This window comes from Pelosinus sp. IPA-1 (assembly GCF_030269905.1).
Lineage (GTDB): Bacteria > Bacillota > Negativicutes > DSM-13327 > DSM-13327 > Pelosinus.
In genome coordinates this window covers 493,053-515,501 of the sequence record NZ_BSVC01000003.1, presented here as the reverse complement: position 1 = coordinate 515,501, position 22,449 = coordinate 493,053, and the positions used below count along the sequence as shown (strand labels likewise).

General features: G+C 37.5%; 19 protein-coding genes. 4 read left to right on the top strand and 15 right to left on the bottom strand.

Annotated elements, in window-relative coordinates:
• Window positions 1–182: 182 nt before the first annotated feature.
• Window positions 183–1,124: a DMT family transporter gene (locus QSJ81_RS09100; RefSeq protein WP_285717100.1), complete on the bottom strand. Its 942-nt coding sequence runs from the start codon at window positions 1,122–1,124 to the stop codon at window positions 183–185.
• A gap of 254 nt (window positions 1,125–1,378) precedes the next feature.
• On the opposite strand from QSJ81_RS09100, the gene QSJ81_RS09095 reads away from it, so the two are divergent.
• A complete protein-coding gene (locus tag QSJ81_RS09095; protein WP_285717099.1) occupies window positions 1,379–2,536 on the top strand; it encodes a glycerophosphodiester phosphodiesterase in 1,158 nt (385 codons plus the stop codon).
• A 118-nt stretch (window positions 2,537–2,654) separates the two neighbouring features.
• On the opposite strand, the gene QSJ81_RS09090 is transcribed toward QSJ81_RS09095, so the two are convergent.
• From QSJ81_RS09090 to QSJ81_RS09075, 4 genes are all read right to left on the bottom strand, one after another.
• A complete protein-coding gene (locus QSJ81_RS09090) occupies window positions 2,655–4,688 on the bottom strand; it encodes a methyl-accepting chemotaxis protein (RefSeq protein WP_285717098.1) in 2,034 nt (677 codons plus the stop codon).
• 396 nt (window positions 4,689–5,084) lie between these two features.
• A complete protein-coding gene (locus QSJ81_RS09085; protein WP_285717097.1) occupies window positions 5,085–6,272 on the bottom strand; it encodes an aminotransferase-like domain-containing protein in 1,188 nt (395 codons plus the stop codon).
• A gap of 85 nt (window positions 6,273–6,357) precedes the next feature.
• The gene (locus QSJ81_RS09080; protein WP_285717096.1) at window positions 6,358–6,675 is read right to left on the bottom strand and encodes an AzlD domain-containing protein; all 318 of its coding nucleotides are present in this window, start codon (window positions 6,673–6,675) and stop codon (window positions 6,358–6,360) included.
• Window positions 6,665–7,351 (bottom strand): AzlC family ABC transporter permease, encoded by a 687-nt coding sequence (locus QSJ81_RS09075; RefSeq protein WP_285717095.1) that lies wholly within the window; start codon window positions 7,349–7,351, stop codon window positions 6,665–6,667. The genes QSJ81_RS09080 and QSJ81_RS09075 overlap by 11 nt, the downstream gene beginning before the upstream one ends.
• 120 nt (window positions 7,352–7,471) lie before the next feature.
• Between QSJ81_RS09075 and pdxR the strand changes: the two genes are divergently transcribed.
• On the top strand, window positions 7,472–8,983 hold the full coding sequence (gene pdxR, locus QSJ81_RS09070; protein ID WP_285717094.1) for a MocR-like pyridoxine biosynthesis transcription factor PdxR: 1,512 nt from the start codon (window positions 7,472–7,474) through the stop codon (window positions 8,981–8,983).
• Between the two features lie 182 nt (window positions 8,984–9,165).
• Here the strand turns inward: pdxR and QSJ81_RS09065 are convergent, their stop codons facing one another.
• The 7 genes from QSJ81_RS09065 to QSJ81_RS09035 form a co-directional block, all read right to left on the bottom strand.
• Window positions 9,166–9,558, bottom strand: a complete 393-nt coding sequence (locus QSJ81_RS09065) for a NusG domain II-containing protein (RefSeq protein ID WP_285717093.1) — start codon at window positions 9,556–9,558, stop codon at window positions 9,166–9,168.
• Between the two features lie 68 nt (window positions 9,559–9,626).
• A complete protein-coding gene (locus QSJ81_RS09060; protein WP_285717092.1) occupies window positions 9,627–10,505 on the bottom strand; it encodes a LysR family transcriptional regulator in 879 nt (292 codons plus the stop codon).
• A 346-nt stretch (window positions 10,506–10,851) separates the two neighbouring features.
• Window positions 10,852–12,300 (bottom strand): aldehyde dehydrogenase, encoded by a 1,449-nt coding sequence (gene aldA / locus QSJ81_RS09055; protein WP_285717091.1) that lies wholly within the window; start codon window positions 12,298–12,300, stop codon window positions 10,852–10,854.
• Window positions 12,301–12,723: 423 nt separating this feature from the next.
• Window positions 12,724–15,099 (bottom strand): trans-4-hydroxy-L-proline dehydratase, encoded by a 2,376-nt coding sequence (hypD, locus tag QSJ81_RS09050; protein ID WP_285717090.1) that lies wholly within the window; start codon window positions 15,097–15,099, stop codon window positions 12,724–12,726.
• Between the two features lie 3 nt (window positions 15,100–15,102).
• Complete coding sequence (locus QSJ81_RS09045; RefSeq protein ID WP_285717089.1) at window positions 15,103–16,005, bottom strand: trans-4-hydroxy-L-proline dehydratase activase; 903 nt, start codon at window positions 16,003–16,005, stop codon at window positions 15,103–15,105.
• A gap of 29 nt (window positions 16,006–16,034) precedes the next feature.
• Window positions 16,035–16,595, bottom strand: a complete 561-nt coding sequence (locus QSJ81_RS09040; RefSeq protein WP_285717088.1) for a helix-turn-helix domain-containing protein — start codon at window positions 16,593–16,595, stop codon at window positions 16,035–16,037.
• Window positions 16,596–16,814: 219 nt separating this feature from the next.
• Window positions 16,815–17,861: a two-component system sensor histidine kinase NtrB gene (locus tag QSJ81_RS09035; protein WP_285717087.1), complete on the bottom strand. Its 1,047-nt coding sequence runs from the start codon at window positions 17,859–17,861 to the stop codon at window positions 16,815–16,817.
• 309 nt (window positions 17,862–18,170) lie between these two features.
• Between QSJ81_RS09035 and QSJ81_RS09030 the strand changes: the two genes are divergently transcribed.
• Both QSJ81_RS09030 and QSJ81_RS09025 read left to right on the top strand, forming a co-directional pair.
• Complete coding sequence (locus tag QSJ81_RS09030; RefSeq protein ID WP_285717086.1) at window positions 18,171–19,004, top strand: DMT family transporter; 834 nt, start codon at window positions 18,171–18,173, stop codon at window positions 19,002–19,004.
• Window positions 19,005–19,325: 321 nt separating this feature from the next.
• Complete coding sequence (locus tag QSJ81_RS09025; protein WP_285717085.1) at window positions 19,326–19,532, top strand: hypothetical protein; 207 nt, start codon at window positions 19,326–19,328, stop codon at window positions 19,530–19,532.
• Between the two features lie 696 nt (window positions 19,533–20,228).
• On the opposite strand, the gene QSJ81_RS09020 is transcribed toward QSJ81_RS09025, so the two are convergent.
• From QSJ81_RS09020 to QSJ81_RS09010, 3 genes are all read right to left on the bottom strand, one after another.
• Window positions 20,229–20,600 carry a hypothetical protein gene (locus QSJ81_RS09020; protein WP_285717084.1) on the bottom strand — a complete coding sequence of 124 codons (372 nt, stop codon included), beginning with the start codon at window positions 20,598–20,600 and terminating at the stop codon, window positions 20,229–20,231.
• Between the two features lie 254 nt (window positions 20,601–20,854).
• The gene (locus QSJ81_RS09015; RefSeq protein ID WP_285717083.1) at window positions 20,855–21,463 is read right to left on the bottom strand and encodes an HD-GYP domain-containing protein; all 609 of its coding nucleotides are present in this window, start codon (window positions 21,461–21,463) and stop codon (window positions 20,855–20,857) included.
• Window positions 21,464–21,481: 18 nt separating this feature from the next.
• On the bottom strand, window positions 21,482–22,420 hold the full coding sequence (locus QSJ81_RS09010) for a GGDEF domain-containing protein (protein WP_285717082.1): 939 nt from the start codon (window positions 22,418–22,420) through the stop codon (window positions 21,482–21,484).
• Window positions 22,421–22,449: the final 29 nt, after the last annotated feature.

The following is a 22,449-nucleotide window of genomic DNA, read 5'->3' as shown; positions in this document are numbered from 1 at the left end:
CAACAAATGTAATTATCGCTATCAAGCTCCCTATATGTCTATATTTATCTATTTATCTATATAATATGCATTCAATTTCTAATCAGCGATAAAAAAAATGCTTGCTGTATATCCGCAAGCATTTTTTACTGTATAAATCTCTGTCAACTTGTTAAAATGTACATCTCTTTATTTTGAGAAACTTATAATAGTTCGTGTTGACTTTTTGAGCAAGAGTATGCAAGATTGCTTTCATTTTGCTTTTTTGATTGTCTAATATTTTGAAGTTGCGATAGGAGCATACCTACTAGCATAATAATACATCCCAGCAGTTCTCTCCTTCCTAGCATTTCATTTAAAATCATCCAGCCACCAATGGTTGCAAACACGGTTTCCATACTGAGGATAATTGCTGCATGGGATGGCTGTGCATTTTTTTGACCAACTACTTGCAAGGTATAAGCAATACCAACAGAACAAATACCACCATAAAGTATTGGCATTAATGCTTGACTGAGAGTATTGATACTTATCGTTTCTATGAAGAAAGCAGTAATTAAACTCATAATAGAACAGGTAACAAATTGAAAAAAGGATAATTTTAATACATCGACTTTTCGCGAAAAATGATCAATTACTAAAATATGAACAGCCCAGAATAAAGCCCCTACAAGTTCAAGAAATTCCCCATAAGAAATAGAAAAGCTATCTTTAACACACAAGAGATATAACCCGGCAACAGCAATAATAGACCCAAGCCAAGTACTCATGCTAACATATTGTTTTAAAAATACCCCTACCAAAGGCACAAGCACAATATATAGACAAGTAATAAAGGCTGCTTTTCCTGCTGTAGTATATACCAAGCCAATTTGTTGCAAAGATGCGCCCATAAAAAGAACTGCACCAGCAAGAAGACCAGCTCCTGCCACATGTTTTATACTTCGGTCTTTACTCCCTTCATCCTGGGGGTTTTTATTGTAAAATAGCATAAGAGGCACTAAGGAAAGACTCCCCAATGCAAATCTAACACCATTAAAAGTAAAAGGACCTACATATTCCATTCCTACTCTCTGGGCTACAAAAGCAAAGCCCCATATCGCTGCAGCTAACAAAAGTAACAAATTTGATTTAAGAACACTCATTAACAATACCTTCTTTACTTAAATTGTTTTTCCTTAAGATACAATTTAACACATTAAATGGAGTCCGTCAAAATTTCCCTATTTTTTAACTAAGTTATAAAATCATGATCTCAGTGGTACACTCAATTTTATAATCATATATGAATTTTAACAAAAACAAAACATGTTAATAACAATCTATGCGATTCTTTCGTTTATACTTAAACCAATATATTCCAATTTGAGGGATAAATAAAATTCAGGAGAGTGTTTTAATGAACTTCACAAACATTTCTTGGACACATTTTCTTGCAGCAGGCGTGACCCTTGCAGTACTAACATTTGCTATCAATCTAATTGACATCCCACAGGTAGAGGCTAAAGCCAATCCTCAAGTTTTTGATTTAGAAGCACATCGCGGTGGACGAGACGCTCGCCCAGAAAACACCCTTGTTTCTTTCGCTTATGCCTTAGAACTCGGTGTAACAACTCTAGAAATGGATATGCAACTAACGAAAGATGATCAAATCGTAATCAGTCATAATCCTATTATGAGCACAAATTTGACAAAAGGTTCTGATGGTAATTATGTAAAAGCAGGTCAATATGATATTCGCAAAATGACGTTAAAAGAAATAAAACAATTTGATGTTGGTACGATGAATCCTAACTCTGGTGATTATTATGAAAGCCATGGTAAAACCCAACTACCTGTGCCTGGAACAAAATTTCCTACCTTGGAAGAAGTTTTTGAATTAGCCAATTCTTATGGCAACGATAAAATTTATTTCAATTTAGAAACAAAATCTTATGCAGATCCTGCTGATCCAAATCATACAAACAATGCTGATCCAGAAAAATTTGTAAAGAAATTTTATGAAATCGTAAAAAAATATCATATGGAAGATCGGGTATTTCTGCAATCGTTTGATTGGCGAACATTAAAAATTATGCATAACATTGATCCTACTATTACCCTCGTTGCCTTAAGCTGCGAACAACCTTCTTGGGGCTTAGTAGATGGATGTTATCTCAAAATCGGTGATAAAAATGCGTCTCCTTGGTTGGCAGGCCTAAATATCAATGATTTTCATGGCGACTATGTAAAAGCAGCAAAAGCAATTGGGGCTGATATCATATCTCCCTACTGGGAAGAGCTCTCACCACAGTTAGTTAGTGAAGCTCACGAATTAGGTATGAAGGTTGTTCCCTGGACTGTAAATAGTCCTAAATCTATGAATATGTTAATTGATATGGACGTAGATGGTATTATTTCAGATAAACCTTGGATTCTCCGTGATCTACTTATCAAAAGGAATATCCCTGTCGCTGAGCCTAGCATTAATCGCAATAGCCCTTACCATACCGGCACTAACATTATCATCAATGTAGAAACCAAGAAATTATCTAAAGGTGGAGATTCTGCAGAGTAATAACATGTAAAATTACATTCTACAACATACATTATAGGAAAGAGCCATAAATACCCCACAGGGCAATTATGGCTCTTTCCTATTATGCTATTACACACATATACTATTTTGTCTTATCTTATACTTTAAATTTAACGACAATTTCTTGTAATTCACTAGCTATAGTCGCTAATACTTGGCTAGCGGAAGCAATCTCTTCCATAGAAGCCAATTGTTCTTCACTCACTGCCGAAACATTGAGAGTCTCGCTAGCATTCGTCTGACTTTCAGAATCAATGATTTGTACTGACTTAACTAATTCTTGACTTCCTACTGCGATTTGATTAATAGAGTCTGATATCCCAGAAATTTGATCTGATAACTGTGCAACTGAACCCGCAATCTCCTCGAAAATATTTCCCGCTATTTCAACTACATGCATACCCGCTTCTACTGCATCACTATTGTTACGAGTAGCAGCAATCGCTTCTTCCATATCAGTTTCATTTCTTTTAATTAATTCGGCGATTTTTTCCGTCGCTTGATTGGATTGTTCTGCTAACTTTCGTACCTCTTCCGCAACCACTGCAAAACCTCTTCCCTGTTCACCAGCTCTTGCAGCTTCAATCGCTGCATTCAGTGCAAGAAGATTGGTTTGCCCTGCAATAGAAGCAATTAGGCTTACTATTTCACTTATTTCCTGCGAACCCTTCGCAAGTTCACCAATGACCCTTTGAACAGACTCTGATCCATGATTAATTTGTTTCATTTGCGCCATCGCCTGCTCGATGGCTTCCTGCCCTCGTTCTGTATTCTTTGTAGAGCCGCTAGCAGTTTCCGAAATCTTTTTACCTGTATTTGCAATTTCCCCAATACTAGCCGATATCCTCTCAGCTCCAGCCGACATACTCGTTACCGATGCAGCTTGTCGTTCTGTCCCTTGGGCAATTTGAGTAATGGAAGAAGCTACTTGATTTCCTGCTTGAGCAGCTTGCTGTGCACTTGCAGTTAACTCTTCGCTAGATGAAGCAATTGTGGTTGCTTGCATTTGCACTTCGACAATCAGAGATCGTATTTTTTCCGACATTTCTATAAAGGCCCGAGCAAGTTGCCCAATTTCATCATTAGAATGAATGACAAGTTGTCTCTGCCCAAGATCACCATCTGCCAATAGCAAGGCTTCATCCCGCATAAGAATAATGGGTTTAACAAATTTTTTACTGATATATGTAATCATAAGAGCTGTTAATAATATGCAAAGTAAAACAACCCAAAACATACTTTTAGCTAAAGCCGATACCTCTTGCGTAACCTCTGCCTCTGGTGCAGAAACTACCATTACCCATAGTTGTCCTCCCGCGAGTTTGATTGGTGTAAAAACCCCAAAATTTTTAACACCATCTAAATCGATATAACGCCCAGAAGTTTTTTTCCCAGTTTTCGCTTCTTCGAATAATTTCTTGTATTGATTATCCACTTCCGTATTCTGCACTTGAAGTTCAGGGTCTAGTTTTTTTGTAGCGATATTCAATTTGCCATTTAATTCTGGTCTTTTTCCATGAGCAATTATCATTCCTGAATCGTCAATCAAAGTGGCAAACCCATTTTCTTTAAATTTAACCTCTTTAATCAAATCATTTACTTGCTGTAAGGAAACATTACCCGTTATTATTTTAACAAGTTTGCCATCTTCTAATACTGGAACGGCAATAATTAAACTCAGCTTTCCATTAGCTCTTGCAAGTAAAGGATCCGATATGTACACTTGTTTGGTATTCAATACTGCTTTATAGTAATCACGGTCACTTACATTCGTTGTAGTTCCATTAAATCTTACCCCAAAACCATCTAAAGCAAGTGCATTGATGTTTTCAAAATTACCTGTCCGTTTATGAAGCTCACTTAAAGCCTTAACAATTTGGGTAGTATCATTACCTCGCATTACTTGATTACTAGCCAAACCTTCTAATTCAAGGACTCTTTCAGCAATGTCCCCTTTAATTTGATTGGAATAATCAGCACCTATAGAAACCGCTGTTTCATCAATACTTCTTACTAAAAATTGATTAGCAAAATAGTAACTTAGGCCAGCCACCGTTCCCAATGAGATTATTATTAAAGGTAGTATCATAAGCAATAATCTCGTACGTATACTGGTAATTCTAAAGTGCATTTCATGTCCCCCTTAGTATTTAGTTAAGCTATGCTCCGGATTTTATTGTGGATGACGTCCTACTCAACACCTTCTTTATCTTTTTCAGATTCATGATCAAAATCCAATTTCCTTGATAGTTATGACCTGTTTTACCAAGCTATGTAACTATATCGTAACAAACAACTAAACAATTAACATTATGCTTTGATTATTATTTAGTTATTTAATTATTTTTTAATGACCATAATTAGTTATTAGAAATCTATTACTTCAACATCAATAATGCAAATAAGGGCAGGAATTACTCATCTGCAGTAATTCTTGCCCTTATTTGCGATACTCCATCTAATTTTATTATCTATTGAATATGTTCTCCATTTTTTAGTAATAGTGTTATCACTTTCTAACAAGCTTTCATCGTAAGCACTTATAAATTGCTTGTGACAATCGCTCTATTCCCGCTATGATTTTTTTCTCTGACATATTTGAATAATTTAAGCGCAGCGTGTTTTCAACACCACCATTAGGGAAAAAGGAATCACCAGGTACAAAGGCAACATTAATTTTTAGACATTCTGTTAATAATTCCATAGCCTTTACATTAGGCGGAAGCTCAACCCAAAGAAACAATCCTCCCTGTGGATGTGTAAATTTTACTCCTTGTGGTAGATTCTTATCCAAAGCTTCTACCATTAGATCCCTCCGTTTCCGATATAAAGCAATTAATTTCTGTATGTGTGCTTCAAAATCGTATACATCTATATATTTTGTTATTTCCATCTGGCTTCTCATCGACGTACACAAATCAGCCCCTTGCTTGATTAGTACGTATTTTTCGATGAATTTAGCATCAGCAGCAATCCAACCAATACGTAAACCTGGACAGAATGTTTTTGAAAAAGTACTAGTAAAGATTACAAACCCTTTTGTATCCATCGATTTTAATGAGGGAAGGATTTGATTTTCAAAACGCAATTCTCCATAAGGATTATCTTCAATAACTGGAATTTCATACTTTGTCACGATTTTCATAAAATCAAGCCTACGTTCCAACGACCAAGTCTTACCTGTAGGGTTTTGAAAATCTGGGATGACATATATTAATTTTATCCGTTTTCTTGTTTTTAGAATGTGTTCAAGTTCTTCGATGATCATCCCATGCTCATCAGTAGGTACTTCAACAAACTGAGGTTCATAGGCATTAAAGGCACTAATAGCAGCCAAATAAGTGGGACTTTCGCATAAGACAATGTCGTTCTTATCTAAGAAAAGCTTTCCCGAAAAATCAAGCGCTTGTTGTGAACCGCATGTAATTAAAATCTGCTTTGCATTTACACTAGTTTGAAACTTTCGATTCATTCTCTGGGCTATTTTATCTCTCAATGGTTGATATCCCTCAGTTATGGAATACTGGAGGGCTTCTCTCCCCATTTCCTCTAATACCATTCTAGATATCTCTTTCATTTCTTCTATAGGAAATAATTCTGGGGCTGGCAAACCGCCTGCAAAGGATATCATTTCTTCCCTTTGTGTCAGCTTTAATATTTCGCGTATTTCAGAGGCTTGCAAAGCCTCTATACGTTTTGCAAAAGAAATGGCCATAATTAAAACTCCTCTTACTTAATTCTCTATTTTTACATAAAAAAATCTTCATTGACGTTTATCTTCATTTGAATAAATAGTAATTCTACATAATGCGCAAAGCCAACATCACAGCTATCCCCGCGCCCATGGTAGCAATGGGAGGCTGACGTTTATAAGCTACAAAAATCGCTACTGTCCCTGCCATAAGATAGTGATTTGCAAAGGTCAGCTCTATGTAACCTCTTGGCGCAAAAATTGCTGGGGCAATTAAAGCTGTCAGCATAGCCGTCGGTACATGCTTCAAGAAGCGTCCAAACCATGCAGGTACACCAGAACTTCCCAAAAGTCCGATACTAATAAAACGAGTTGCAAAAGTGGCTATCGCCATTGCGAGGATATTCATAAAAAATTCAATCCGCATTCTGATCTCCTTCCATAAGCCCACCTACCGTAACTGCAGCTAAACAAGCTATAATAATATACCATTTACCAGGAATTAAAATAACAGCTCCCACGCTGACCAAAATCGCAACAAGACAAACAACAATACTTACTTTATCACGCAACCGTGGAATCAATAATGCTAAAAAAGTAGCTGGCATAGCAAAATCCAACCCCCAAGATAGTGGATCACTGATATGGCTTCCCAAAATAACACCGCCTACTGTGGAGATCACCCATAGTAAATAACATGTTGCATTGCTTCCTAATTGATAGGATCCACTATACCCGCCTTTTTGAGCCCGACTTATTGTCACAGCATACGTTTCATCCGTCATCCCAAATGCAAGAAATGCTTTAAACGGCATTGATAGTCCACTCATATAAGTAGCAAGAGATGCTCCCATTAAAAGATGACGAAGGTTAATTAATAAAGTCGTAAAAGCAATCATCAACAAACTAGCCCCTTCGGCAAACATGGGCAAGCATATAAATTGAGCAGCTCCGGCAAAAACCATAATAGACATTGCAATCGTCTCCCCTGAACTAAGACCAATGGATTTACCCAAAATACCATATGCCAGACCAAAAGGAATCATCCCTAACAACAAAGGCAATGTGTCGCTCACACCCTCACGAAAGTCCTTTTCTCGCATTCTTCCCCCTCCAATACTTTACAGTTTTTTTATTTATAATAGCCTGCAGGAGTTTTATTGTAAATATCCAATATAATATTTTTAGAATACCAATTTGTTTTCTCAAGGAGAATAATATAAATGGATATTACCAAAATATTAAGAGGCATTCGAATTGATCAGTCTGGATCAGCCCCCATGTACCTACAAATCGCCAATCATTTAGCAATAAAAATTCAAAGCTCCACCCTCTCTGCTGGTACCAAGCTGCCTCCAGAACGGGAACTCGCCAAATTACTCAATGTTAGCCGCACTACAATAATCAGCGCTTATAGGTTATTAGAAGAGCGTGGACTTGCACTAACCAAGGTGGGAAGCGGTACCTATGTTGCTGAATTATCTATCGCTACCCAACAGTCGACTAATATCTCCTGGGAACAATTATTTACTCCCCAATATAAGTCACCCCTCTCATCACTATTGCGCAATTTAATTTCTACTCCTACCGCAGATGAAGCTATCTCTCTGGCAGCCGGCATGCCAGATCCAGATTTATATCCTCTATGTATCATTGAAAAAGCTCTTGTATCAAGTAAATATCATCTTGAACTTTCCGATTTCGGTCATATGGCAACTGAAGGATACCTCCCTCTTAGGCACAGCTTAGCGACTTGGCAAGGTCGTCAGGGCATACAGGCCTCCCCTGATCATTTCCTAATTGCATCAGGTTCACAACAAAGTCTCTATCTCATTGTAAAAGCCTTCGTCGAGCCGCGAGACTATGTTATCGTTGAATCGCCTACTTATTTAGGAGCTATTCAGACCTTAGAAGCTTCCAATGCCCGTATTCTCTCCCTTCCTCAATCAGATCAACTTAATTTTGAGATTTTGGAAGACTATCTTATACGCTACCGGCCAAAACTAATGTATACTATCCCTACCTTTCAGAACCCCACTGGCCGGATCATGTCTCTAAAAGATCGCCAAGAACTTATTCGACTAGCAGCACGTTATCGACTCGTTATTGTAGAAGACGATCCTTATAGTCAATTATATTTCGATCAACAACCACCCCCCTCTCTAAAAAGTCTTGATAACTATGGTGGCGTAATTTATATGGGTACTTTCTCCAAAATTCTCTTTCCTGGACTACGCATAGGCTGGGTAACCGCTGCCCCACAGGTGATCAATCGTTTAGCCCAAGAAAAACAATATATGGATCTGCATAGCAATACTCTTTCTCAGCGAATCCTCCATATCTGCCTAGAAGAAGACTATTTACCAGCTCATCTAAACACTGTCCGTAGAGAATATAAAAAACGCCGGGACACTATGACTAGTGCGATCCGACGATACTGTGATAACTATATGGATTTTACCATACCTGAAGGCGGTTTCTATTTCTGGTGCACTCTAAATCCTACCGCGTCATCCTCTGAACTACTACGCCACGCCGCTGCTGTAGGTGTTTCCTTTGTACCTGGCGAAGCTTTCTATACCAATGGAACGAAGAGTAACGAAATGCGCCTTTCCTTTTCTACCCACAACGAATCTCTCTTAAAAGAAGGAATACGGAGACTAGGCCGTATCCTTGGTTCAGGCAATGCGAACACGATCCAATCATCGGATACAGCTGGTCGCCCCATAATTTAAAAATGTCCTTGCTAGCCCAATAAGATATGCCCTACAGCTTCTTCTAACTGTAGGGCATATCTACTTAACTTATAAAATTATATTCATAATTTAAAACTACCACTACAGCACAACAGCTTACAACTTAAATCTCCCAATTGCAATTTGTAGTTCTTCTGCCATACTCGCTAATTACTATCTTTTTATCGGACAATGTCATCAACATCCAGAGTTTCATTGGAAACAAGATGAATTACAATGTGGTAAGGTAAATTTACAACTTGTTGAGGTGGTTTACTAATCCAGCCTGTTTGCACGCCAATTTGTCTGGGAGAGTCATCTTGACGTATGCGAATTTTTCCGTCCTGAACTTGAATAATAGCATATTCAGTTTCTCCGCCAATACGCATTTCTTCCTGATAACCCGGTCTGAGGGTAATTGTTTTAATTAGTTTATTATCAACCCGAATTTCAGCTAAAGTGTTGGCCTGTCGCGGAAAAAGAAGAATACTAAGAGCTATACCCGACAATGATACAACTAAAAGAATTCCAATTAACCATTTATCCCCTATAGTTAGTTTTACTTTTTTCATCATTACATCCCCAAACAATGATTGTTTCCAACTGAGCAGCATATAAACAAGGTTATAACATTAACTTTTGTTCAAGTTACATAATCAATACATAAATGAATAAACTTGTTTAGAACAGGAGAGATATACTTATTTTTGTGATAAACAAGATTAAAGTGCCGTTTAAAATACATACTTTCAATTTCAATAATAGCTAATTCCTTGCGTTCAACTTCCTTTTGGATGGCCATTCTTGACATTACAGAAACCCCAAGACCAGCTTTCACAGCATTCTTAATGGTCTCAGCATTATTATAAACCCCACTTATTTGCCAATGAATCCCCTTGTCTAGCATCACCGACTCAAATAGTTCCCGTGTACCGCTTCCTGTTTCTCTTACAATAAACTCCATTGCTTCCAAATCTGCTGGATTAACCCTTGCTTTCTTAGCAAAGGGATGAAACGTAGAACTTACTAATACAAGTTCATCTGTCATGAAAGGAGTTTGCAGAATTCCTTGAGCTTGCACCCTTCCCTCCACTAGCCCTATATCTAACTGATCTATTTGCAGCATTCCTTCAATTACCGTTGTATTGTTAACTGTAGATATCACTTTTGCTTCAGGATTATCTTTCGCAAATTTCTTTATAACTTCATGTAAAACATAGGTTCCTACAGTAACACTAGCCCCTACCCTTAGCACACTATTTTCATTACTATTACGCATAACCTCTTCTACTTCATTGTTTAAATTTACGATGTGTCGTGCATAGGTTAATAACTTCTGTCCTGCCATGGTAATATATAGCTTACGCCCAAGTCTCTCGAACAATTTCACATTATAATGTTTTTCAAGTTCTGAGATGGCCTGGCTAACGGATGGCTGAGCAATGTAGAGCTTCTCAGCTGCAGCTGTCATATTCCCTTCATCACATACGCGTAAAAACACTAATAAATGACGTAGTGTCATAGTATCCCTCATTATCATAGGTAATTACCTATCAATTTTATTATATTATATCTCTTTTTCAAATACTTATAAAGTAAAATCCCTTACTACTAGATAGCAGTAAGGGATTTTACTTTATAACTTTATCCGATGACTAAACCGCTCTAAGACTCCCATCTCGTTAACAGCCTGTAGTATCCTGCCCTCTGGTTAGGATAACAGTCTGCAAAACTCGAAGTAAGTCGCTCTAAGGATTTTCTGAATCCAAGGCTCACTTATATAAGTGGGAGTTAAGAGCGGCTAAGTCCCTGGATAAGAAGGGCTAAGATTCAGATGGAGTTAAAACTCCATCTGAATCAAGTCTTCTTTATTTTACATTTTGATTATACTGCATGTATACAACATGGGTTTGGAGGTATTCTTCCAGCCCATGTTTTCCATCGGCACCACCAATACCTGATTTACGCCAACCTGCATGGAAACCTTGCATCGCTTCAAAATTTTCTCGATTGACATATGTTTCACCAAATTTAATTTCTTTACAAGCCCTCATGGCAACATCAAGACTCTGGGTATAAATAGAGGAGGTCAGACCAAACTCAGAGTCATTTGCCAATTCAATGGCTTCATCTAGATCTTTAAAAGTCGCAACTGGCAGTACAGGGCCAAAAGTTTCTTTTTGCATAATGTCCGTACTTTGTTTGCAATTCGTAAGTAACGTAGGCTCATAATAAAAACCGACTTCTTTATTCGCCCGCTTGCCGCCTACCACTAAGGTTGCTCCATCTTTAATGGCCTGCTGGACGGATGCCTCGACATTTTCTAACTGCTGTTTGCTCACTAAGGGCCCCATGTCAATATCATCATCCACTAGCGGGTTACCATATTTAACATTTTGCATAGCCACTGTCATCTTAGCAACAAATTGATCGGCTATGGATTCATGAACATAAACTCTTTCTGCACAATTGCAGACTTGACCACTATTTATAATACGTGAATCACATATGGATTTCACAGCCAAATCTAGATCAGCGTCTGCCATTACAATAGCGGGAGCCTTGCCACCTAATTCTAAGGAAACTTTAGTCACATTTTCAGCGGCGGCTTTCATAATAGCAACACCACCTTCTACACTCCCCGTAAAGCTAACCATACCCACTTTGGGATGACCAGCAAGAGCGTTTCCTACGACAGAACCTGCACCAGATACTAAGTTGAAGACCCCCTTTGGCAAAGAGGATTTGGCAACAATTTTAGCAAATTCAAAGGCATTATTTGGTGTTTCCCGACTTGGCTTAATAACAATAGTATTTCCAGTAACTAAAGCAGGTGCCATTTTGCGAGCAATTAAGAAAAATGGAAAATTCCAAGGCAAAACACCGCCAATAACACCGATTGGCATTTTGAAAAGGAATATATTTTCATTTGGACGGTCACTCTCAATAATTTCTCCTTCGTAACGACGAGCAAATTCAGCCATATAATCCATATAATCCGCTGTAAAGTTAGCTTCAACTCTGGCTAAAGGCATTATCTTCCCTTGTTCTTCCGCTATAACCTTTGCTATTTCCTCTGCATTTTCCCGTATGCCTTGGGCAATTTCCTTAAGATAGCCCGCCCGCACAATAGCAGGTAGCTTCGCCCAAGATTTTTGAGCCTGTTCAGCAGCTTCAACAGCAGCGTTAATATCTTCACGCGTTCCTTCAGGTACCTCAGAGATAACTTTTTCAGTGGCTGGATTTATGACGGTTATCATTTTTCCTGACCGAGTAGGAACAAATTCACCATTGATGAACATTTGATAACTTTTCATTGAAATTCCTCCCCTTTACTTATCCTGATTTTCGACAAAACTAACATTCATCTTACTATTTCAATAAATAGCAGATGTCTTTACTATCCATTTCTGTACCTATTTATAAACTCCTTTCTCCATTTTACGCTTAGCAATAAATCACCAATTATTGGATATAATCTGCTATAGTAAGACAACCTGCAGCTACTTTAAATTTTATTCGCAAGAAAAAAACGCTACGCGTCCTTTCAAAAGATAGACGTTTTGAAACGCAAAGACACAAAACCGCTTACGCGGACACGGAGAACACAAAGAGGTAGAATAAAAATGTCTCTGTGTTCTTTGTGCATCTTTGTGGTTCAATCTTGTTAACTAGAAACTTATAAATTCCGATACGACAAAAAAGAAGGCTGGTAATCAATTCTGATTACAGCCTTCTTTTTAATGAAACCCTTGCTCCGTTCGATCAATAATTTCATCTTGCAATTCTTTACTTAAGTTATGGAAATGGTCACTATAGCCTGCTACACGTACAATGAGATCCTTATACTCCTCAGGATGTTTTTGCGCTTCTAGTAATGTTTTTCGATCAATAACATTGAATTGAATATGATGACCATCGAGATTAAAATAGGTTCGAACTAAGGATACCATATTTTCTAACCCTTGATCCCCTGAAACGACAGAAGGCGTAAATTTCTGATTTAGCAAGGTTCCTCCTGTCTTAATATGATCCATCTTCGATGCTGATTTGATAACGGCAGTAGGACCTTTTCGATCTGCTCCTTTTTCGGGGGATATCCCCTCTGATAAAGGTTTGTAAGCCTTTCTACCGTTAGGACTTGCCCCCATCACTGATCCAAAGTATACATGGCAAGTCGTAGGTAGCATATCAATACCATAAACGCCACCTTTACGGTTCTTTCTGCCTGCGACTTCCTGATAAAATGTATTAAATGTCTCGACCATAATTTGATCCGCATACTCATCATCATTGCCATACTTTGGGGTGCGATTCCCTACAAGATTATCGATATAATCATGCCCCACAAAATCATCTTCTAGGGCCTTTAGTAACTCTTCCATGGAAAAACGTTTTTTATCATAGACATTATATTTTATTGCAGATAAGCAATCCGTCAAAGTCCCTATACCAACTCCTTGAATATAGTTAGTATTATAAAGGGCCCCTCCTCCGTTATAATCTTTGCCACTGTCAATGCAACCACTGGTAATGATAGATAAGAAAGGTACTGGCATATGTTTTGCATAAAGAAGTTCAATAATATGATTGCCTGTAATTTTCACATCCATGAAATAATGCAATTGCTTTTTAAATGCCGCAAAGAGTTCTTCGTATGTTTTAAAATCCTGGGCATAACCAATTTGAAGCCCTAACTGTTTATTTGCAATTTTATCAAAACCGTTGTATAGCGTCAACTCTAGTACCTTGGGCAGGTTAAAATATCCTGTTAGAATATAGGCTTCTTTACCAAATGCACCTGTTTCTACACAACCACTAGAGCCCCCCTGCCGGGCATCAATAATACTTTTACCCGCCCTTAGCAATTCTTCAACGATAGCCTCTGTATTATAAAAAGCAGGTTGCCCCCATCCCTTGCGGGAAATTTCGCAGGCCTTTTTGATAAACTGATGAGGTGATTTCTTGCTAATCTGTACATTAGAGCTAGGCTGCAACAGCTTCATTTCATCCATGGTTTCTAAAATTAAATAAGATACATCATTTACACCATCAGAGCCGTCATCTTTTACACCGCCTGTATTTAGATTAGCAAAATCCGTATAAGTGCTGCTTTCTTTTAAGGTAATTCCAACCTTAGGAGGAGCCGGCTGATTATTGAATTTCACCCATAAACATTGTAATAATTCTTTAGCCTTTTCCCTAGTTAAGGAACCCTCCTCCAGCCCTTTTTGATAGAAGGGTTGCAAATGTTGGTCAAGTCGGCCAGGACTTAAAGCATCCCAAGGATTGATTTCGGTGGTAACACCAATATGCACAAACCAATACATTTGAATGGCCTGAGCAAAAGTTTCCGGTTTATGGGCAGGTACAACTTCACAATTTGCGGCAATTGTTAGCAGGGCAGATTTTTTACTTTCATCCTGCTCTACCTTTGCCATTTCCCTAGCATACTCAGCGTACCTTTTTCCATAAATGATAATGGCATCACAGCAGATTTGCATGGCTTCCCATTGACTCTTCTTCTCATAAGCCTGCTGATCTGTTAAGAAATCAAGTGTTTCGATTTGTTGTTGAATCTCAGTTTTAAAATCCAAGAAGCCTTTTCCATACATTTTCCCATCTGCCACCGTATGACCTGGACCACGTTGCTCCATAAATTCCGTAAAAATGCCACTTTCATAACAATTTAACCACTCTGGAGACATCTGCTGTAAGATAACCTTACGCATAGATCGGTTTTCCCAAAAGGGTATAATCCGTTCCCTCTGAATTCTTTTGGCTTCCTCATCCACCTTAAAGAATATTTTATCCCGCTGGTTCATGACCTCTAAATCTTCTATTGTATGGCAACAAAGCTCCGGAAAACTAGGAGCATACTGAGGTTGTTCTCCTTTTTCCCCGACAATGAGCTCTCCGTCATTAATACACAGAGTTTTATTCTCCATAATATGTTTGAATGTAAGAGCCCTTAAAATAGGAGTTTCTACCGTGCCAAAATACTTTTCATATGCCTCGGTTACCAGTAAGGCCCTTTCAATGGACAAGTGAGGCTGAGCCTTGAGACTTTGGCTCCTGAGTTTTTGAATTCTTTCATTCATACCTCTTTCTTCCACGATTTACCCTCCAATCTTCACTTTATAATTTGCTTGCAGAAACATAGACTGAATTTCTATTAATCGATCCTCTGACGGCGGAGAAAAGTTCGCAAGAGGATACTCTAAATTCAATTTTTTATATTTGCTTTTTCCCATATGATGATAGGACAATAAACTAACCCGATCGATTGTAAGATCATGAATAAAATCAAGCACCTGTTGGATATGCTCATCCTTGGTATTAATCCCTTCTATAAGGGGTAATCGTAAATAGATAACGGCACCTTGATGGGATAACAACTTTAAATTATCTAGAATCAAGCCATTATCTATGCCTGTATATTGCTGATGCAAACTAGAATCCATCAACTTTACGTCGTAAAGAAATAAGTCTACATCCTTCAAAATTCGCAGGAAACTTTCTCTCGGTGCGTAACCGCAAGTATCAATAGCGACAGATATACCTTGCTTTTTGCACTCCTGTACGACCTCTTGGACAAAATCGATTTGTATCATACATTCTCCACCGGATAAGGTTACACCACCGTTAGATTGCTGATAAAAAGCTTTATCCTTGATAATTTCCCTCATTAACTCAGGTACGGTATATTCTTTTCCTGCCACTTCTCTCGCATTGTTAACACAGTGATCCATACATACTTCACAAGCATTACATTTATTTTCATCATAAAAAATCCCATCTTTATTTCGTTGTATTGCTCCTCTACTGCAATGAATTTGGCATTGACCACAAAGACTACATCTTTCTTGATTGATCAGTATTTCTTTATGATAACTTTGACTCTCTGGATTATGGCACCATTGGCAATTAAGAGGGCAACCTTTGAAAAATATAGTAGTACGAATTCCCGGTCCATCATGAATCGAAAATTTTTGAATACTAAAAATTAGTGCTGTTTTCATTTACTCACCTCACTTATACAACCTAGCCTTTATCCCTTAAAAGGGTTAGGGGAGCTAACGACTAACAGTCTTACCATCTTATTTGTATAATTAGCCCAATTATGTACAATGGAAGAATTGTAATGGGCAGAATCACCTGGAAATACCTCGATTTGCTCATTGTTGATAAAAAGTGTTAAAACTCCCTCCAAAACATAAATAAACTCTTCTCCTTCATGGGCATATTGACTGATATCCTCATTTGAATTAATCGGTAACAATTCCACGATTCTCGGCAATAATGTTTTATCTGAAGCCCCATCTGTTAAGTGATAATGTATAAACCGGGAATTCACAACTTGAAACACTTCTTTTTCATAGCTTCGGAGCACATACTTTCCACTCTTACTTGGATTTGCAAAAAAATAAGTTAAATCCACATCCAAAACTTGGGCAATTTTATGCAGAGAATCTGTTGCAATATTAGTCAAACCACGTTCCAATTGAGACAAAAATCCTGTGGAGAGATTGGTTAACCCGCTAAGCTCTTTTAATGTTAGCTTTTTTTGTGTTCGTAGCTCTTTTACTTTTTTACCAATGTCTTTATTCATATAGGACCTTCTCTTTCTAATTACTTGTTCTTATGTTTTTTCTTCTTGGTTATACTATATAATAGCAGCATCTAAAATTCAATCATTTTTTCATTATAATGAAAAAATCTTCATTATAATGAAATTTACCTGTATTCCATTAAACAATCACCTTTAAGGAATTGATTAATACACTTTGGTGAATATGAGTACATAAGAAAAGACATGAACCAAAATAGTTCATGCCTTTTTTTTAATGTACTCTTTACAGGGAAATGCTAAGGAAAAGATACTTCCTGCTGCACTAGTCTTAATTTCTAATGTTGCATTATGGCGATTGGCGATTTCATTGCATACAGAAAGCCCGAGCCCCGTCCCTTTCTCCTTCGTAGTATAAAAAGGCGTTCCTAGCTTATCTACTATTTCCTTGGGGATACCTTTTCCTTCATCTTCAACCTGCAATATAATGCAATCTTCTTTTTTATAGGTCCGTACAATAACTGTACCTTTACCATCCATAGCCTCAAAGCCATTTTTAACTAAATTAATAAGTGCTTTATGAATGTCTATTTTGTCTAATAAAAAATTCGGTACCTGCCCTAGATCAAATATAATATAATGTCCCATTTCAGAAGCCATAGCCTCCATTAGAGGGCTTATATCTTGTATAATATCATTTATATTCTGTATGGCAAAACCATTCACTCTATTTTTAGCTAGGGCTAGAAAGTCGGTGATAATTGCATTTGCTCGATCTAATTCCTGAATCATCATGGTGAACTGCTCATCATACCCAGTAAAATCTAATTTTTTTTGCATAAATCGCAAGTACCCTCGCACTGTAGTCATTGGATTGCGAATTTCATGCCCAATACTGGCAGCTAACTGCCCAACGAGATTTAAACAGCTTAGTCTGTCAATATGATCCCTAAGCTCTGCATTCTCTGTTACATCTACTATTGTAATAAGTACTGTAATTTTTTTTTGTATAGTAAGATATCTCACATTAATTAGTGCAGTACCTGTGCGCTTAGGCTGTATCGTAAAGCGACATTGATAGCCTTGTACACTTTGATTATGAATCAAGAGTTTTTTCAATCTTGTGAAATCTTTAATCGAAATCATCTCACCCAGGATATCTATCTTCTGACCCGTAACTACTTTTCGGTCGTACCCTGTCAATGCCATGAAGCTGTCATTTACATTTATTACTTCTTCCGTATCTGCAGCAACAAGAATCATGGCACATGGATTGGAAAGGAATAATTCTTGAAAGGCTTTTCTCATTTTACATACCACCCTCAGGAATAGTAAATAATTTACGGACTAGTTTTTTCAAATTGATGGCTTCATTAATCATAGCTTCGTTATTAGGAGCTTAATTCCTTTTTTTGGGGTAAAGCAAATATCGACATTTTTTACAAAAACTTAATATTACTTATATTTTTCATCTCAATTGGAACACAGTTTGATATCTTTATTATTTTAATATGCAAATGAAGGTTTCAATTGTCTTGAAGACGAATTACCTTAAGAAATAAGACCATCGTGTTTACCCTATATTTCTAAAATAAAAGATTGGATAAGGTATTTCATATGACTCAACACAAAAAAGCTATTTTTTACCTAGCGCTTACAGCACTTTTATGGAGTGCCGGTGGCGTGTTAATAAAGTGGATAAACTGGCACCCTATGTCCATTGCAGGTGGTCGCAGCATCATCGCCGCCCTCGTCATCTGGATTGCTTTTCGTAAGGAAAGCCTCTCTTTTTCAAAGCCTCAATGGGGAGGCGCCGTAGCCTATTGTGCCTGCGTTACTTTATTTGTAATTGCAACTAAACTTACTACTGCGGCCAATGCTATCTTATTACAGTATACCGCTCCTATCTATGTAGCCTTGCTCAGCGGCTGGTTACTTGGTGAAAAAGCAACACGCCGCGATTGGGTAACTATTTTTGTAGTATGTTTCGGAATGATCTTTTTCTTTTTAGATAAGGTCTCGGGTGGCGGCTTACTAGGAAACCTTTGTGCTGTTGCTTCCGGCGTCAGCTTTGCTTTATTTATTCTTTTTATGCGGATGCAAAAGGATGGCTCACCCTACGGCTCTGTGTTAATAGGCAACTTATTCACCTTCGGGATTAGCTTATTCTTCTGGTCAGGTAATTCCCTTGAGAGTACCAATCTAATTAGCATTTCTTTACTTGGGATTTTTCAGCTGGGATTGGCCTACGTCCTCTACTCTTACGCTATACGTCATGTTGAAGCGCTACAAGCAACTTTGATTACTTCTATTGAGCCCATTTTAAATCCAATTTGGGTTTTTTTATTAATCGGTGAACAACCTGGATTTTATTCTATGGCGGGTGGCTTAATTGTAATGACAGCAATTACCATGCGCTACTGGTTTAATTCTAAAATTCAATCTGAATAGTACTTAATCTTAGTAATGAAAGGGCATCTCATTCATGCATATTGGCATTTCTGGTTATTTTTTCAGCAGAAGCAGGAACAATAATAAGATAACAACATACATATCAGACTTGTATTTCAGAAAAAGTGATTTTGGATAATCTTTAATTTATGTATTACATTGATCTACATACTCAAAGGGGCAAAATCAGCAACAAAATATTATGATTTGTTGCCACGAATCATTTTCTTACAAAAGGAATTTCAGCAGAAAGAAAGAATAAATGAATATATTCTTTTTTGAGAACTATTCACCAAATAACGTGAAGAAGGAGGTTAGTCGATGCGTATTGTAGAACAAGCCGTTCGTGTTTCGACGCGTACTAGTATTATGAAAGCAGATCATCCCGCTGATTGTATATTTCAAGTTTTCGTAAAGGGACGTCTCCAAGATAGACAGAGTTACAAGGTTGATGGGGAAAACATTAATTTTGGTTTTGATTGTTTGGTACCAGGGGATTTTGTCCAAGTCTTTTATTTCATTCCCTAAAGAGTACCTCACTTACATAATAAAACAGAAAGTTTACCTTACAGGGTAAGCTTTCTGTTTTTACGGAATCAGAAAGTATAACACTTTCTTGATTCCAAGTAAGAACGACTAAGGCTTCTGCCTGCGTCCGAGGACTTGGCACAAGCCAAGTTTTTTCTTATATTATCTACTAAGCTACTTGCTTTTGAATTTTTTTGATACTAATCATTAATGTGATCATAATGAAAATAATTAGGACCATAATCTGGGGCCACAATTCACTAATCCCCCCCCCTTTTAAGAAGAATACCTTGCAAAATTTGAATAGAAAGTAAGGGACAAAAGATGACTTCTCCTGCTTTAATCTCTAGAGAAACATCTTTCACGGTTAATGTATTGCCATAATTTTTGCTGATATGCTCTAACGTAATCATCTAATAACCGCATCCGCCGGTATGCCTGGTTTTAAGATGCCTTCCGAGCTATTGATTTTCACTTTAGCATAAAACACTAAATTGGCTCGTTCTTGCTTGGTTATAACTTTGTCTAGGTGTAAATTCCGCATTTTGGCTAAATTCTTTTATGGTTCCAGCAACAGTTCATTCAGGATAAGCATCTATCTTGACGTCCATTGGCTGACCAAGCGTAATGAGTCCTTAATTTTTATATAAAAAAATTGGCATAGTTAATACTACGCCAATTTTTTTTCTAGTTGCATTACATTTTTCTATTTTTATAACTTAGGCCTTTATGGATAGCCCAATGTCCCTTCTTGAAAGATTCAACATCAACCCATAATTTTTGCGGTACTGCCTGGTCTGTAATATACCAATCCGCCGCACCTTCCACTAATTTTTGCGGTGTTGCATCCTTACCGAAGTGAGATATATTGAGGAGTGAAACACTAATTCTCACGGTAGAGTTCTTTCCTCCTGACCACCCTTGGGCTTCAAGTTCTTTATTTTTAGTTAGCCAGACAACCCCTCCACCCGATTGATCAAGGCAGCCTTTCTCTAAGATTCCCTCTAAATTGTCTTCTGTTGTAAAATGATATAATCTCATGTTAATCTCTTCCTTTATTTTTTCCATAAAAAAAACCTCCTACGTTAGGATATTTGACGCATGCCGTCTAAGGTGATTTTCACACCTATTTCCTCTCCCGTGGCGGTTAAATTTCAATATGGTATTGTCAATAACTTTATCTAGGCTTTAACAAATCATAAATCATTATACTATATATAATCAATTTCGTCAAATACTCGTTCCCTAAAGAAAGACAAACTTCCTCCCATAGTGAACTTAAAAATAGCATCTTTTTAAGCAGTTATAAACTGATTGGCAAACTAATTACCTGCACTTTTCAACTTATCTTTACAAGCCAAAGCCACTAAAACATCAACTACAGCTGGGTCAAATTGACTTCCCTTACAACGTTTCGCCTCTTCAATTGCTTCTTGAACACTAAAAACTTGCCGATAGGTCCTTAGTGTTGTCATAGCATCAAAAGAATCCGCCACAGCTACAATTCTAGCACCTAAAGAAATCTGCTCTCCGCCTAAACCATCAGGATAACCTTTACCATCAAAACGTTCATGATGATGCCTTACTATATCAGCCACTGAAGCAAAAACTTTAATCTTGCCTACAATGGTTCCCCCGATCACTGGATGTTGCCGAATCGTATCAAATTCAGCTTCTGTTAATCTTCCCGGTTTATTCAAAATAGCATCTGGAATACCAATTTTACCAATATCATGTAAATGAGCACCAATGTGAATCCGTTCCTGTTCAGCTAAGGATAACCCCATAGCTTGTGCAATTAAAAGGGAAAGCTCAGCGACTCTCTCTGAATGGCCACACGTGTAAGAACTTTTAGCCTCTAAGGCCGTTGATAAGGCATCTACCATCTCATGTAAATCATCTGTCGTAACTAAATTATACAAGTTATACATCCTTTCATGGCACTAAAATCATGCAAATTTACTAATCAAGCCTGTATCAGGATTATATACAGAAACACTGTTTCTCCCAATGTGCTTTGAGTAGTAAAGAGCCTGATCTGCAAAATTATATAGTTTTTCTTTATCAAAGCAACAAGGCCGCTGAAAAAGAGTACAAATACCAATAGAGACTGTTACAGAAATTTGCTGATTTCCGTCTAAAATAAAATCATGTCCTGCAATCAAGTTTTTGATTCTACTAGCAATTCCTGCAGCCTCTTGTGAATTGGTTTCTGGCAATAAAAGTGCATATTCTTCTCCGCCGATGCGAGCAGCCAAATCACTATCTCTTGTATTCTCTTGAATAATTTCGGCTAATTTTAGCAATACTTTATCACCTGCTTGGTGTCCATAAGTATCATTAATTTTTTTAAACAGATCTACATCAAATAATAGTAATGAAATAGGATGACAATCACAAAGTAGTGCAGTAAAATGCTTCTCTAGTGTATCAAAGAAACACCGTCGATTTGCAATGGAAGTTAAGGGATCTGTCATTGCCATAACTTGCATTTGGCTACGAGATTCTTGCAGTTCCTTTACGACTCTTCGTAAATCCCTTTCCCTAAATTCAATTTGTCGCGCCATCCAATTCATGTCCCGTTTGAGAATCATTATTGTATCTTCTTCATTCGTTGACTCATTGGGCAAAGAAAGTAACTCACTATAATCTCCTTGTTTTACCCGGCCACACAATTTACCCATATCACGTATATGCTTTCCCACCAACCATTCCACTGTCAATCCCGGCATTCCTAAAACTAATATTAAGGCACTTGCTAAGGATACTGCTTCTATTTCGCTAAAGAACTTATTTCCTTGTAATAGTGAATTAGACGCCATCCAGAACATAACTCCCTGAGGAATCATTAGCAGCACGAAAAAAACCAATCGAAGTTTGCTTACCAAAAATAGTTCCTCCTCCAAAGCACAATCTG

Excerpts from the sequence above, each read along its gene's own strand:
- QSJ81_RS09090 (WP_285717098.1), bottom strand. The coding sequence starts at position 4,688 with ATGCACTTTAGAATTACCAGTATACGTACGAGATTATTGCTTATGATA.
- QSJ81_RS09015 (WP_285717083.1), bottom strand. The coding sequence starts at position 21,463 with ATGTATAACTTGTATAATTTAGTTACGACAGATGATTTACATGAGATG.
- QSJ81_RS09085 (WP_285717097.1), bottom strand. The coding sequence starts at position 6,272 with ATGGCCATTTCTTTTGCAAAACGTATAGAGGCTTTGCAAGCCTCTGAA.
- QSJ81_RS09045 (WP_285717089.1), bottom strand. The coding sequence starts at position 16,005 with ATGAAAACAGCACTAATTTTTAGTATTCAAAAATTTTCGATTCATGAT.
- QSJ81_RS09030 (WP_285717086.1), top strand. The coding sequence starts at position 18,171 with ATGACTCAACACAAAAAAGCTATTTTTTACCTAGCGCTTACAGCACTT.
- QSJ81_RS09065 (WP_285717093.1), bottom strand. The coding sequence starts at position 9,558 with ATGATGAAAAAAGTAAAACTAACTATAGGGGATAAATGGTTAATTGGA.
- QSJ81_RS09020 (WP_285717084.1), bottom strand. The coding sequence starts at position 20,600 with ATGGAAAAAATAAAGGAAGAGATTAACATGAGATTATATCATTTTACA.
- QSJ81_RS09025 (WP_285717085.1), top strand. The coding sequence starts at position 19,326 with ATGCGTATTGTAGAACAAGCCGTTCGTGTTTCGACGCGTACTAGTATT.
- QSJ81_RS09080 (WP_285717096.1), bottom strand. The coding sequence starts at position 6,675 with ATGCGGATTGAATTTTTTATGAATATCCTCGCAATGGCGATAGCCACT.
- QSJ81_RS09100 (WP_285717100.1), bottom strand. The coding sequence starts at position 1,124 with ATGAGTGTTCTTAAATCAAATTTGTTACTTTTGTTAGCTGCAGCGATA.
- QSJ81_RS09075 (WP_285717095.1), bottom strand. The coding sequence starts at position 7,351 with ATGCGAGAAAAGGACTTTCGTGAGGGTGTGAGCGACACATTGCCTTTG.
- QSJ81_RS09095 (WP_285717099.1), top strand. The coding sequence starts at position 1,379 with ATGAACTTCACAAACATTTCTTGGACACATTTTCTTGCAGCAGGCGTG.
- aldA (WP_285717091.1), bottom strand. The coding sequence starts at position 12,300 with ATGAAAAGTTATCAAATGTTCATCAATGGTGAATTTGTTCCTACTCGG.
- QSJ81_RS09060 (WP_285717092.1), bottom strand. The coding sequence starts at position 10,505 with ATGACACTACGTCATTTATTAGTGTTTTTACGCGTATGTGATGAAGGG.
- QSJ81_RS09040 (WP_285717088.1), bottom strand. The coding sequence starts at position 16,595 with ATGAATAAAGACATTGGTAAAAAAGTAAAAGAGCTACGAACACAAAAA.
- pdxR (WP_285717094.1), top strand. The coding sequence starts at position 7,472 with ATGGATATTACCAAAATATTAAGAGGCATTCGAATTGATCAGTCTGGA.
- QSJ81_RS09035 (WP_285717087.1), bottom strand. The coding sequence starts at position 17,861 with ATGAGAAAAGCCTTTCAAGAATTATTCCTTTCCAATCCATGTGCCATG.